Genomic DNA, 12,250 nt, shown 5'->3' with positions numbered 1-12,250 from the left:
TCGATTAGACGTAGCCGTGACGCCGAAACCACTGCACGGCCTTTTCCAGCGCCACGTCCACCGGTGTCTGTGGCAGGCCCAGTTCTCGGATCGCCTTGCTGCAGTCGTAATGCATCTTGTACTTGGCCATCTTCACGCCTTCGAGCGGGATGCGCGGCGGGACGCCGGTGACATTGGCGAACCACTGGTTGGCATAGGCCAAGGGCAAGATGGCCGCGCGCGGCAGCTTGATAGTGGGCGCCTTCACCCCCGTGAGGCGGCTGAGGATGTGGAACACTTCGTTCAGCAACAGATTCCGGTTTCCCAGGATGTACCGCTCCCCCTGGCGGCCCCGCTCCATCGCGAGCAGATGCCCCTGGGCCACGTCGTCCACGTCGATGAGATTCATGCCGGTTTCGATGTAGGCGGGCATCCGGCCCAGCATGAAATCCACGATGATCTGGCCGGTGGGAGTCGGTTTCACGTCGGCCTCGCCGACCGGTGCGCTGGGATTGACGATGACGACCGGCAAGCCTTCCCGCGCGAGTTTGAGCACTTCCTGCTCGGCCAGATACTTCGACCGTTTGTAATGGCCGGCCATTTGCTCCAACGAGACCGGCGTCTCCTCCGTACCCGGCCCTCCCTCCGGCGGCAAGCCGATGGCCCCGATGGTGCTGCAGTAGACCGTGCGCTCGATGCCGACCTCGCGGGCCGTTTCCAGCAGGGTCTTCGTGCCGGTCACGTTGATATCGTAGAAGATGGACGGGTCCTTCGCCCAGAGGGCGTAATGCGCCGCCACGTGGTACAGATGTCGGCAGCCGGCCAAGGCCGTACGGAGCGATGCGCGATCACGCAAGTCGCCATGGACCTGCTCGACCGTCAGACCGGCCAGGTTGCGGAGGTCGGCCCCCTTGCGGGTGAGGACGCGCACCTCGACTCCGGCCTTGACCAAGGCGCGGGCCACGGCTCCGCCGACGAATCCGGTTGCGCCGGTGACGAGGGCTTTCACTGGAAGCAGTCCTTCATGGGGGCAGGATGCCGCATCATGCGCCTGCGAGGCAAGCGATGGGGACGGTGAGCGAGTGGAGTCACGGGGCCGTTCACGAAGGACGGTTAGTTTTTCCGCCAGGTGATGTAGCGCGCCAGTTCGCGGAGCGGGTCGGCCTTGGCTCCGAACGAGGCCAGGCGATCGTTGGCCCGAGTGACACAGTCTTCGGCCAATTGTTTGGCGCCGTCGACGCCGTAGAAGGTCGGGTAGGTTTTCTTGCCCCGCTGCGCGTCGGTATTCGGGTTCTTGCCCAATTCCTCGCGGGTGCCGGTTACGTTCAACACGTCGTCGGCGATCTGGAAGGCCAAGCCGATGTTTTCGGCGTAGACCGTGAGGTCGTCGAGCTGACTCGACGTTGCGCCGGCAGTGATGGCACCCATGCGGACGGCGGCGCGAATCAGCATGCCGGTCTTGTGTTTGTGGATCGTTTGCAGCGTGGCGAGGTCGATGTCCTTGTTCTCCGCCTGGATGTCGAGGACCTGTCCGCCGACCATGCCGACGTTGCCGGACCCGACCGCCAGTTCCTGGATCAGCCGGACTTGCCGGGCCGCGTCGAGGCCAGATTCCCCGTGGGCTCGCGCGCACAGCTCGAACGCCATGGTCAGGAGCGCATCTCCCGCCAAAATGGCCATGGCCTCGCCGTACACCTTGTGGTTGGTCGGCTTCCCGCGGCGAAAGTCGTCGTTGTCCATCGCCGGGAGGTCGTCGTGAATCAGTGAATAGGTATGGATCAATTCCAGAGAAGACGCCACCGGCAAGACGGCTTGGCCTGCCGTGCCGACCGCTTCAGCGGCGGCGATGGCCAGAATGGGCCGTACCCGCTTCCCGCCTGCGAAGAGGCTATAGCGCATGCTCTCGTGCAGGGTGGTCGGCATCGTCTCCGCGCTCGGAATCACCGATTGCAGATAGCGGTCGACCTCCTCGCGCTTGCGTTCGAGGTATTCGCGGATGTCCATGCCTGTGGGAGAGAGTTGGCTCGTGGGGCTCATGCGGAGGCGACTGGGAAGCCGTGGGTCTTCATGTGCGCGTGAGAGTAGCAAAGGGGTTCAGGGAGTGTCAAACGAAGAAGGGAAGAGGGCTGACCTCCCGCATCCTCTTGCTCGCGGAACGCGCGGCCTCGGAATGCCCTCGTTCGACGCGCGCAGTTGAGGATCGCCGGAGGTCAGCCTTTGAGGGGAAGGGGACCAGCAAGCTTGGAAGAAGCATGGCTAAAGATACTTGAGAGGCTGTCGATTGATTTCCTGATTGACCGACAAGGAATTTGCCGATGTGAAGTCACATATTGTGGCTTCACAGGTAGAAGGCATTGACGCTTCAACTGGTACGGGCAACTCATCGCAAATTTCGATGAGTTCACCCCAAAAGAGCAACGCTCTGAACTGGTCACAATTTGTGACCAGTTCCAGCCGTCATCGAGGTGCGACCTATCGCCCCTGGGCTTTTACCGAACACGGTGCCGGGATGGCTGCGAACATTCTCCGCAGCGAGCGGGCGGTCCAGATGAGTGTCTTTGTGGTGCGGGCTTTTGTCCGCCTGCGCGAGCATGTTGCCGCGAATCACGCCATTCTGAAACGTTTGGCCGAAATTGACCGGACGTTGCTCGAGCACGGCTCGGCCTTGCTGGATGTATACGAGAAGCTGCTACCGCTGTTGCAGCCGCCTCCGGATGCTCCCAAACGCCGAATTGGCTTCTATTCGAAAGGCGAGGCGTGATCACGCTCACAGACTATCAGGAGCGGGTGTTGGATTCGCTGCGGGATTTCTTTCGTCTGGCCGCCCAGACCAAGAAGCTGGATGCCGCCTTCCGGGAGGTCACGCGTCGCTTTGGTGAAGCCGTGCCGTATGTTCCGGTCGCAGCTGCCCTAGTGTTGTGTCTCATAAATGGACTTACAACGATTGATTTTATCCATGATGGATTCTACCGAGGCTGTCCAGACAAAGGGCCGTGGGGTTTTGTTATGGACCGCCACGAATTCTTTGATGGCCTGAATCAGTGCGGGGACGCGGTGAAAGGTGCCCCGACGGATCTGCTTGTCGGTGAGGTTGGCGAACCACCGTTCGATCAGGTTCAACCACGATGAACTGGTCGGAATGAAGTGCAGGTGGAAGCGCCGCCGGTTGGCCAACCATTGCTGGACGGTGGGATGTTTATGGGTGCCATAGTTGTCCAGGATGAGGTGCAGGTCCTGGGACGGGGGGAATTCTCGATCCAGCTTCCGGAGAAATCTCACGAACTCTTGGTGGCGATGACGTGGCATACAATCGGCCACGACCGTGCCTTCCAGGACATTCAGCGCGGCAAACAACGGGGTTGTTCCATGCCGCTTGTAGTCATGCGTCATCGTGCCGCACCGCCCTGGCTTCATGGGCAAGCCCGGCTGGCTTCGGTCCAGTGCCTGGATTTGACTCTTCTCATCCACGCAGACGACCAAGGCCTTATCCGGCGGATTCATATACAAGCCCACCACGTCCGTCAGCTTTTGGAGAAACTGCGGATCACGCGACAGCTTAAAGCGCCGGACTCGATGAGGTTGCAGTCCGTGTGCCTCCCAGATGCGCTGGACCGTGGCGGCGCTGACGCCGTGCTGCTGGGCCATGGTGCGGCAACTCCAATGAGTCGCCCCTTTCGGTTTGGTGTGCAGCGTCGCTTCGACAATCTGCTGCACCTTCTTCGGCGAAATCGAGGGCCGGCGTCCGCGGCCCTTGCGCACTTCCGTCAATCCTGGTGGGCCGGCTTGTGCGAAGCGTTCACGCCACAGAATGACGGTGGGCCGACTCACTCCCAAGTGCTTGGCGATCTGGTTGTTGGACAGGCCTTCGGCCGCCATCAGAATGATGCGACACCGCATCACGACGTGCTGCGGAGTGTGGTGGGCTCGAACCCACCTCCGCAACGTGCCGGCTTGCTCCAGGCTTATGGTCAATCTTGGAGCGGAGTCCCACATGTTCGACCATGTACGCCACTGCGATCATATTGTCAATCTATTTGTGAGACACAACACTAGCGATAGAAAAACAAGCTTGGAAGCTCTCGCCGACGGAGCGTGAACGGTTGGTCGAGCGACTTATCGCTGAGATGAACAGCGAACGTTTGACTTCGGTGGATGAAGCGTGGGGCGCCGAGGCAGAACGACGACTTTCTGCCTGGAAGCGGAAGCTCACGAAGCCGGTTTCAGCCGTCAAGGCATTACGCGACATCCGGAAGGATCTCCGTCGTTGAGGTTGCTTCTTGATCCGGCAGCGAAAGCCGAATTAAGGAAGGTCTGATTTATTCTCTTTGCATGATGTGCTAAGGGTAGCGCAGCACTGAACTGGAGGCGTGCCCCATGCAGCAACAGACGTTTGCCGAAGTCTCGTTTGAACAGTATCGCAAGCCCACCCGCCGGGAGCAGTTTCTCAACGAGATGAACCAGGTTGTTCCATGGGCGGAATTGGTAGCGGCGATCGAGCCGGTCTACCCCAAGGCCGAGGGCCCAGGGCGTCCGCCCGTGGGTGTCGAACGCATGTTGCGCCTCCATTGTCTGCAACAGTGGTTTAACCTGTCGGACCCGGCGGTGGAGGAAGCGCTGTACGACTCACACGCCATGCGGCAGTTCGTGGGGATTGATCTGGGCCGCGAGCCCGTACCGGATGAAACCACCATCTGTAAGTTTCGGCATCTGCTGGAAGCCCACCACTTGGGCGCACAGCTCTTTGCGCGGATCGGCGCGTATCTGGCTGCCCACGGGCTGAAGGTCAGCCGGGGCACGATCGTGGATGCCACGATCATCAATGCGCCCAGTTCGACGAAGAATCGCCAGAAAGAGCGAGATCCGGAGATGCATCAGACCAAGAAGGGGAACCAGTGGTATTTCGGCATGAAGGCGCATATTGGAGTGGACAGCCGGACGAAGCTGGTTCACTCAGTGGCGGCCACGGCGGCGAATGTCCATGACAGCCAGGTGTTGCCGGAGTTGCTGCATGGACAGGAGACACGAGTATGGGGCGATGCCGCCTATAGCGGGCAACGCGACATGATTCAGCACCATGCTCCCCATGCCAAGAGCTTCGTCCAGACGAAAGCCCATCGCCATCGGCCCTTGAGCGAGACGGAGCGGGCCCGCAATCGGACGAAGTCGAAGGTTCGTGCCAAAGTCGAGCATGTGTTCTTGGTGATCAAGCGGATCTTCGGGTGGGCCAAAGTGCGGTACCGGGGGCTCGCGAAGAATGCGCACTGGTTGTCTATCAGTTGCGGCTTGGCGAATCTGTATGTAGCACGCCGGCACTTGCTGGCGGCAGCCTAGCGGACGGGGGTGCGAACGGGGCGCGGGCCGCCTGACGGCGGAGGAATCCGAGAAAGGCGCTCTCGGACCAGCGGGTTCCCAGCTGATGGCCCGTCTTGATCCACCGAGAAACAGATTGCTTCGTGGAAACGCGAATTAATCAGACGTTCCTTAAGTCAAGCCGCCCTCTTTTATGAGGATTGCCGCGAAGGTCTCGGCGAAGAATTTCTCGTTGCTGTTGAGGCCGCTTTTAACCAATATCCGCAACATCCGACCCTTTCGCGCACCCTCACGGGAAGATTCCGACGGTACCTCGTTCAGCAGTTTCCCTTATGGAGTGATCTATGCCTTAGAAGGGCAGACTATTTATGTGGCTGCGGTCATGCATTTGAGGCGTAAACCAGGTTACTGGGTCTCCCGAAAGATTCAGTGAGCCCGGGGACTCCTTGTTTTTCCTTCGACCCCTTCGTTATACTCACGCGCTATGAGTATTCGGAAAGCTGCGGGTGAATGGGAGCCCATGCTGCTGGGGATCGAACCCCGCCTCTGCAAGGTCTGTCAGCAGGGCCTCTACCGCGATAAGACGATGTTGCGCGGCGGCTGGTCGCGTTGCACGGTCTGCGATGAGTTCGTGCATTACAGTTGTCTCGCGAGCGGCAAGGTCAGCTTCCTCAAGGCGCGTCCCCGCATCTGCAAGACCTGCCGGACGGTCGAGGAGCAGGCCAAACAACGGACGCTTTCCTCTTCGAACCAACCCGCTGCCGTCGGGTCATGACGCTCGTCGATCCGCAACAACGGTCGGCCAGGCCCTCCTGGCATGTCTTCCTGTCTCACGCGTTGCGGTATGTGCTGGCGCCGCTCCTGTTCCTCTCCAGCGGCTTCTTCACGGCGAATTTTATCGTGAGCGGCCATTACAGCTGGCCCAGGACCAGCCGCGTGTTCGTGCTGACCTTGACCCTGCTCATCCTGGGATTTGAGTTCATCTACAAGGACCAGACGGTGCGGGCGACTTCGCCGGATCGGGCGTTGGCGGCCGTGTTGTATTCCTGCGCAATTCCCTATGCGGTCGGCGCGCTCCTGATGTTGGCGCTGGCCAAGCTGTAATCTGGTGCGCCTATGGGGCAACGGTTCTACAGTGGGGCCTTCGTCCAGCAATGTTTTGCCGTCCATCCCCTGTGCCTCTCTCTGAAACGTATCGATGACGAAGGGCGGCTGCTCGTCGCCTGCACCTCCTGCCGGATGGTGCATTCCCTCTCGCTCGACGAGGTCATCGCGCGCGTGGCCGCAGTGCCGCTTGACGGGGACCTGATCCCGGCGGCGGCCGTCACGACCCCGAAAGACCGGCTCGTGGCTTGCCTGCAGGCCCATGCCTTGGCGGTCACGATCCGGGAGTTGGACGTGATTCGCGACAGCGCGGGTCTGCGTTGCGCCGAATGCCGCCGTCTCTTCGACCTCCGGGTGTCCGCCTTCGAATCCCATCAGAAATCCTAACCACGTGGACCCACTTGCCGAGACGCCCCTGTTTGCTCCCGACGAAGTGAAGCTGTTGACCGATCGCGACCTGTTCCGGGCGAAGGAGCGGATTGTGGTGAAGGTGCGCGAGCAACTCGTCCGGTTGCATCAGGGCCTCCAGTCGGAGTTGGCCCAGGTCAGGTTGCTGCTTCCCGCTGAGTTCGATCCTACCAAGGCACAGATGGTCAAAGGGGAACATCTGGAGCATTGCCCGTACCAATACCTCGACTACCCCAAACATTTTCGCGGCGACGAGAAGTTGACCTTCCGTTCCCTCTGCTGGTGGGGGCACCATCTGGTCTTCGCGTTGATCGTGGAGGGCGGGCTGGTCAAACAGTATCGGAAGAACCTGGTCGACCGCTTCCATCGACTGGCCGGTCATGATTTAGAACTCTCGCTTGCCCCGACCCTTTGGGAATGGAAGCGAGGCGAAGGGTACACGCTGCCCATCACCCACGATCGGAAAGCCCAAGTAGCGGCGGTGCTCTCGGGGCGGGCCTGGTTCAAGATCGCGCGATTCGTTCCACTGGATGCGCCCGCCGTGCAAGCAGGGGGCTTGCCCGACCTTGGACGGGACACCTTTCGCCGCCTGTTTCCGTTGCTCACGCCCTAACCGTTTCCTCCAGGCCAGGCCGGTACTTCGCCGGGCCATTCCCGTTTGTCATCCGGCTCGCAGATTGGGTAGACTGGGGCCCGTCTTGTCGAGGACCCACTTACCGATAGGGAGGAGCGTGTGATTGCACAGGGATGTCGAATTCTGAGTCAGGTCTGTGTCGCGGTGGGCCTGGCCCTGCTGTGGGGCTGCGCCGGTACCGGTGAGATGGTGTCGGTCAATCTGCAGTCGCAACAGCTGATGGCGCAGGGTGGGCAGCCGGAGCCGGTGAAGATCGTCATCGAACCGTTCGAGGATCTGCGCGCGGACAAATCGAAGATCGGCCAGCGGTCGCATCTGGGCGGCGGGGTGACCTATTTCAACGTGCCCGGCGGGTCGCCGGGGGTGACGATTGCGGAAGCCTTGGCGGAAACGCTGCGGCAGCGCGCCTGGAATCGTCGCGGCTGGGATGCGCGAGTCGTGCAGTCGGGCGTGGCGGTCGCCGGGGCCGACATCGTGATCAGCGGGGAAATCCGCGACTTTTTTGCGACCGCCAAGAGCCGAGTGTTCAACACCAAGTTGACCGGCGAAAGCCGACTGGCCTTCAAGGTGAAGAACCTGACGGACGAGAGCACGACGCAGCGCAACACGCAGGGGCAAGAATCGAAGCCCGTCTTTTGGTTCACCAGCGAGGATATCGAAAGCATGATGTCCGGGCTGATGCAGGATGCGATCGACCGCTTCATCAGCGACACGAAGATCGAGGGCCGCGTGTTGAAGTCCATCAAGTGAGCCAGGCCGCCGACCAGAGCTGCAGAGCGTCTTGGGAGCAGCGTCATGCGTGAGCGGCGGTGGGAAACAGCGGGACGTCTGACCTTCCGTGATGCGCTGGCGGTCGGGGAACGGTTGGCCGCCTTGGGGCTCAAATCGGCGCAGCCTGTCAAAGACGTGATCTGTTACGTAGAGGATTGGGCGGTCGACTCCCCGGCGGAGTTCGACCGGCTCGATCAGTGGGCGACTGAAGACGTCACGCTGATCCATGCACGCGAGGGGTGGCAGGGAGATTTTTTCCTCCTGGCAGGCGGGTACCATACGGTCTATCAACAACATCAGAGCGTCGGCACCTACTGCTCCATCAGCCATCCCTGGCGAACCAGAGGCCCCCTCCGGTTTCATCACCCCGTCAATATGCTGTGGCTTGGCTTCCGGCACAGCCACGCGTTCATCCGCGTCCGGCTCCAGACCCTCGACGTGGTGACGCCGGGAGAAACGCGGGAAGAGGCCAGACGCAACGACTGGGTCGATGAGCGGCGGGCCATCTTCCTCGACGCCATCACGACTCTGGACTTGCCGGTCGAAACCTCCGTGGAGAAGGGCGGGCTGGTGTTGACGCCGGCGGACCCTGTTACGCCTTTTTTCTGTTCCTGGCCGGATGCCTTCGGCCCCTGTCAGTTCGAATACAATTCCTCGGATGCCTTTGAGTTTCTGGTGCCGGCAAGCCGACTGGCCGCCACCTTTGTCCCGCAAGCCGCGTCGGTGCGGGCCTATCTGACGGGATTTTCCGAATCTGCATTGGAACAATTCGCCGCCGTCCAGACCGGGGCGCGCTCGGTCTACCGCTGCTCCGTCCATTGCCGTTTGAGCGAACTGCCGGAGGTGCTGCGTATCATCGAGCCGCAAGGGCGGCTGTACAGCACCCTCTGCGAGTTTCAGACGCAGGAGCTGCTGCCGGAAGCGGAAGAGGCCTCGGCCATCATCGGCCTGGTCGGGACTGTCGGCGGGTTTCAGATCGAAGCCCGGTTGAATCGCGCGCCGCTCAAGGAGGAGGCCATGGCCCCCTGGCTGGAGCGCGTGATCGGCATGTCGGTGAAGTACGCCCCGTTACCTCCCTTCGTGTAATCGACTCTTCGTTTGACAATCACGAGGCGATCTTGAACTCTAGCCTCCATGGTGTCGATGCAACGGGTGCAGGCGGTCTTGGGCAAACCCTACTTGCCGCCGCTCTTTTTCCTCTCGGGGGTGACCTATGACACCCTCACCCTCAGCCGGATTGATCGCCTGCAAGGCAATCTGCTGCTCCTGCTCTATTTGCTGCTCCTGGGTTTTCTGATCGTCCTGACCGGCCGCCTGGGGACGAGCCGGATGGCGCCGGAGGACTTGCCGCCGGAAACCCCCAAGGCCATTCGGTGGGCCCTGCAGGCCGGACCCTATGCGCCGATGGCCATCCAGTTTCTATTCGGGAGCCTCTTCAGCGCCTATACGATCTTCTATTGGAAAAGTGCGACCTGGACCGGCTCGGCCGTGTTCTTCGTGCTGTTGGTGGGGCTGCTGGTCGGCAATGAGTTCTTGCGCGATCGTCTCTCCAATCTACAGCTCCTGGTGGGGCTCTATGCCTTGGTCTGTTTCGCCTTCTTCACCTTCTTTCTGCCGGTCATGACCGGTTGGATGAACCAGGCGATGTTTCTGGCGGGCGCGGTGCTGAGTGTGCTGGTGACTTTGCGGGTCGTGGAACTGATCTACCGCGGCAACGAGGACCGAACCCGGCGTGAAGCGACCTTGACGACGGCGCCGGCCATGGCGGTCATTGCCTTGCTGGTGGGGTTCTACATTCTCAACTGGATCCCGCCGGTACCGCTGTCGCTGAAGTTCGGCGGGATGTACCACGAAGTCAAACGAGCCGGGGACCACTTCGAACTGTCGTTCGAGCGACAATGGTACGAACCTTGGAAACACTCCGCCTCGACCATCGCGGCGGACGAACCGTTGTATTGTTTCACCGCCGTCTTTGCCCCGGTCGCGCTCCGAACGACGGTCTACCACCATTGGTACTTCCGGCCGGAGTCCGGCCGGCCCTTCGTGTCCGCCGATCGCATCGCCTTGAAGATTGTCGGGGGGCGAGAGGGAGGGTATCGAGCCTACACCTTCAAACAGGGGCTCGATCCGGGAGAGTGGCGGATCGATGTAGAAACCGAAGACGGCCGCGTCATCGGCCGCGTGGGCGTACAGGTGACTGCCGATCAAGAAAGTCCGCGGTCGGTCACGACCATCGTCTATTGACCGGGAACGGCTGGCAGGACCCTGCAAGCGTCCGAAAACCTGTATGATGACAGGACAGGCTCATGAGGTTCTGCATGGAAATCGGTAGATACAGGGGGAGGAGGTCGGTGTTATGGGGTGGGCGTTGAGGCTCATGGTCGGTATGGTCGTCCTGGCCCTCGGCCTGTACAGCGTGCTAGTGCCGGCTAGGGCTCAGGAGGCTGCTCGTCCGGCTCTAGACTGGCAGGTGGGGCCGACGGACGTGCCGCTGGGTGACCAGGCCATCTTGAAGTTGCCTTCCGGCTATCGGTTTCTGGGGCCGGAGGCGACGCAACAGTTGCTCAAGCGAATGGGCAACTTTCCGTCCGGTCAGGAGTTGGCGCTGATCACCTCCACGAAGGAAGGCGAAGGCTGGTTCTTGGTCGCACGTTATGTCGATGCCGGCTACGTCAAGGACGACGAGGCCGCCGAATGGGACGCCGATGCCCTCATGGCTGCGATCAAGGAAGGCACGGAGGAAGACAATAAGGCCAGGCACGCACAGGGAGTACCGCCCTTGATCATCCGTGGGTGGGAGGAAAAGCCGCATTACGACAGGGCGGCGCACAAGGTGGTGTGGGCCATCTCAGCGCAGGAGCAGGAGACGGTGGGGGTCAACTACAACACTTTGGCTCTCGGACGGCATGGCTACCTCAGCATGAACATGGTGGGGCCCTTGGAAGCCCTGCCGACCTTGAAGCCGCATGTGGGACAGCTGCTCGGGAATGTGGAGTTCGTCGAGGGGAAACGGTACCGCGATTTCAACAGCACGACCGACAAGGTGGCGGCCGTCGGGTTGTCGGCGCTCATTGCAGGGGCGGCGATCAAGTCGGGGCTGTTGGCGAAGTTATGGGCGTTCGTGGTGCCCCTGCTGATGGTGGGCAAGAAATTCCTGATGCTGTTGGTGATCGCGCTGGGGGGCCTGGCGGCGAAGTACTTCAAGAAAAAGCCGCAGGTGGAGTCGATGCGGGGTGACGGAGGGCTTCCGTCGTGAAGGTCCTCCTGCTGCTCCTCTCGGGGCTCAAGCTGGGGAAGGTGGCGCTCACCGGCGGGACGATGCTCCTGTCGATGGTGGCCTACAGCTTTGTGTTCGGCTGGTGGTACGCGGTGGGCTTCGTGCTGCTGATCCTGTTCCACGAACTGGGACATTACGCCGCCGCCAAGCAGCGCAATCTGGACGTCGGGGCCCCGACCTTCATTCCCTTCGTCGGCGCCTGGATTCAGCTCAAGGAGCAACCGATGGATGTGGAAACCGAGGCCTATGTCGGCATCGCCGGGCCGGTGGCCGGCACGGTCGCCGCTGTCGCCTGTTATTATGCCGCCGAATACACCGACAGTCCGCTGTTGCTGGCCTTGGCCTACGCCGGGTTCATGATCAATCTGTTCAACCTGATACCGCTGTCCCCGTTGGACGGCGGGCGTATCACCGCCATCATTTCGCCCAAGGTCTGGTGGCTGGGCGTGCCGATCCTGATCGGCCTGTTCATTGTGAATCACAGCCCCATGTTGTTGTTGGTCGCGATCATGGCCATCCCGCATGTGATGGCTACCTTCAGGGGAGGGCCTTCTGGTCTGCCGGAACGCTATTACGAGGTGCCGATGGGGACCAGGGTGAGTTATGGCCTGTACTACCTTGGCCTCGCGGCGTTTCTTGGTATCATGAGTTACGAGACGCACCTGTTGTTGCCTGCCGCCCAAGGCTGACTCAATCGGACAACCGAGGCGAGGGGGCGAAAGCTGCATCGCGCCTCACGGCTGTCGAGCGCAGAGCGGGGCGGTTTG

General features: G+C 61.2%; 15 protein-coding genes. 12 read left to right on the top strand and 3 right to left on the bottom strand.

Annotated features, from left to right (window positions below; translation table 11 throughout):
* Positions 1 to 4: 4 nt before the first annotated feature.
* Both HRU82_08060 and HRU82_08055 read right to left on the bottom strand, forming a co-directional pair.
* Complete coding sequence (locus HRU82_08060; GenBank protein ID QOJ34901.1) at positions 5 to 988, bottom strand: NAD-dependent epimerase/dehydratase family protein; 984 nt, start codon at positions 986 to 988, stop codon at positions 5 to 7.
* A gap of 104 nt (positions 989 to 1,092) precedes the next feature.
* On the bottom strand, positions 1,093 to 1,983 hold the full coding sequence (locus tag HRU82_08055) for a polyprenyl synthetase family protein (GenBank protein QOJ37150.1): 891 nt from the start codon (positions 1,981 to 1,983) through the stop codon (positions 1,093 to 1,095).
* 289 nt (positions 1,984 to 2,272) lie between these two features.
* On the opposite strand from HRU82_08055, the gene HRU82_08050 reads away from it, so the two are divergent.
* Entirely contained in the window at positions 2,273 to 2,740 is a 468-nt protein-coding gene (locus HRU82_08050; protein ID QOJ34900.1) for a hypothetical protein, read from the top strand.
* 149 nt (positions 2,741 to 2,889) lie between these two features.
* Here the strand turns inward: HRU82_08050 and HRU82_08045 are convergent, their stop codons facing one another.
* Entirely contained in the window at positions 2,890 to 3,972 is a 1,083-nt protein-coding gene (locus HRU82_08045) for an IS630 family transposase (GenBank protein ID QOJ34899.1), read from the bottom strand.
* 107 nt (positions 3,973 to 4,079) lie between these two features.
* Between HRU82_08045 and HRU82_08040 the strand changes: the two genes are divergently transcribed.
* The 11 genes from HRU82_08040 to HRU82_07990 all read left to right on the top strand — a co-directional run bounded on the left by HRU82_08040 (position 4,080) and on the right by HRU82_07990 (position 12,172).
* The gene (locus tag HRU82_08040) at positions 4,080 to 4,247 is read left to right on the top strand and encodes an addiction module protein (GenBank protein ID QOJ34898.1); all 168 of its coding nucleotides are present in this window, start codon (positions 4,080 to 4,082) and stop codon (positions 4,245 to 4,247) included.
* A 106-nt stretch (positions 4,248 to 4,353) separates the two neighbouring features.
* Positions 4,354 to 5,310 carry an IS5 family transposase gene (locus HRU82_08035; protein ID QOJ34897.1) on the top strand — a complete coding sequence of 319 codons (957 nt, stop codon included), beginning with the start codon at positions 4,354 to 4,356 and terminating at the stop codon, positions 5,308 to 5,310.
* A 463-nt stretch (positions 5,311 to 5,773) separates the two neighbouring features.
* Positions 5,774 to 6,064, top strand: coding sequence for a hypothetical protein (locus HRU82_08030; GenBank protein ID QOJ34896.1), 291 nt, complete (start codon positions 5,774 to 5,776; stop codon positions 6,062 to 6,064).
* A complete protein-coding gene (locus tag HRU82_08025) occupies positions 6,061 to 6,393 on the top strand; it encodes a hypothetical protein (GenBank protein QOJ34895.1) in 333 nt (110 codons plus the stop codon). Before HRU82_08030 ends, HRU82_08025 begins: the two co-directional genes overlap by 4 nt.
* 12 nt (positions 6,394 to 6,405) lie before the next feature.
* Positions 6,406 to 6,780: a hypothetical protein gene (locus HRU82_08020; protein ID QOJ34894.1), complete on the top strand. Its 375-nt coding sequence runs from the start codon at positions 6,406 to 6,408 to the stop codon at positions 6,778 to 6,780.
* A gap of 4 nt (positions 6,781 to 6,784) precedes the next feature.
* Positions 6,785 to 7,414 carry a hypothetical protein gene (locus tag HRU82_08015; GenBank protein QOJ34893.1) on the top strand — a complete coding sequence of 210 codons (630 nt, stop codon included), beginning with the start codon at positions 6,785 to 6,787 and terminating at the stop codon, positions 7,412 to 7,414.
* Between the two features lie 120 nt (positions 7,415 to 7,534).
* Entirely contained in the window at positions 7,535 to 8,185 is a 651-nt protein-coding gene (locus HRU82_08010) for a hypothetical protein (GenBank protein QOJ34892.1), read from the top strand.
* A 45-nt stretch (positions 8,186 to 8,230) separates the two neighbouring features.
* Positions 8,231 to 9,292, top strand: a complete 1,062-nt coding sequence (locus HRU82_08005; GenBank protein QOJ34891.1) for a hypothetical protein — start codon at positions 8,231 to 8,233, stop codon at positions 9,290 to 9,292.
* Between the two features lie 48 nt (positions 9,293 to 9,340).
* The gene (locus HRU82_08000) at positions 9,341 to 10,450 is read left to right on the top strand and encodes a DUF2914 domain-containing protein (protein ID QOJ34890.1); all 1,110 of its coding nucleotides are present in this window, start codon (positions 9,341 to 9,343) and stop codon (positions 10,448 to 10,450) included.
* A gap of 112 nt (positions 10,451 to 10,562) precedes the next feature.
* A complete protein-coding gene (locus HRU82_07995; protein QOJ34889.1) occupies positions 10,563 to 11,462 on the top strand; it encodes a DUF2167 domain-containing protein in 900 nt (299 codons plus the stop codon).
* Positions 11,459 to 12,172 carry a site-2 protease family protein gene (locus tag HRU82_07990; protein QOJ34888.1) on the top strand — a complete coding sequence of 238 codons (714 nt, stop codon included), beginning with the start codon at positions 11,459 to 11,461 and terminating at the stop codon, positions 12,170 to 12,172. Before HRU82_07995 ends, HRU82_07990 begins: the two co-directional genes overlap by 4 nt.
* The last annotated feature ends 78 nt before the right edge of the window (positions 12,173 to 12,250 follow it).

This window comes from Nitrospira sp. (assembly GCA_015709715.1).
Taxonomy (GTDB): domain Bacteria; phylum Nitrospirota; class Nitrospiria; order Nitrospirales; family Nitrospiraceae; genus Nitrospira_A.
Note: the sequence above shows the minus strand (reverse complement) of the source record. Positions and strands in the feature narration are given on the sequence as shown.

What these genes read in the sequence shown, in the direction of transcription:
- HRU82_08005 (QOJ34891.1), top strand. Translation starts at nt 8,231, where the DNA reads ATGCGTGAGCGGCGGTGGGAAACAGCGGGACGTCTGACCTTCCGTGAT.
- HRU82_08035 (QOJ34897.1), top strand. Translation starts at nt 4,354, where the DNA reads ATGCAGCAACAGACGTTTGCCGAAGTCTCGTTTGAACAGTATCGCAAG.
- HRU82_07995 (QOJ34889.1), top strand. Translation starts at nt 10,563, where the DNA reads ATGGGGTGGGCGTTGAGGCTCATGGTCGGTATGGTCGTCCTGGCCCTC.
- HRU82_08045 (QOJ34899.1), bottom strand. Translation starts at nt 3,972, where the DNA reads ATGTGGGACTCCGCTCCAAGATTGACCATAAGCCTGGAGCAAGCCGGC.
- HRU82_08030 (QOJ34896.1), top strand. Translation starts at nt 5,774, where the DNA reads ATGAGTATTCGGAAAGCTGCGGGTGAATGGGAGCCCATGCTGCTGGGG.
- HRU82_08020 (QOJ34894.1), top strand. Translation starts at nt 6,406, where the DNA reads ATGGGGCAACGGTTCTACAGTGGGGCCTTCGTCCAGCAATGTTTTGCC.
- HRU82_08025 (QOJ34895.1), top strand. Translation starts at nt 6,061, where the DNA reads ATGACGCTCGTCGATCCGCAACAACGGTCGGCCAGGCCCTCCTGGCAT.
- HRU82_08000 (QOJ34890.1), top strand. Translation starts at nt 9,341, where the DNA reads ATGGTGTCGATGCAACGGGTGCAGGCGGTCTTGGGCAAACCCTACTTG.
- HRU82_08055 (QOJ37150.1), bottom strand. Translation starts at nt 1,983, where the DNA reads ATGGACATCCGCGAATACCTCGAACGCAAGCGCGAGGAGGTCGACCGC.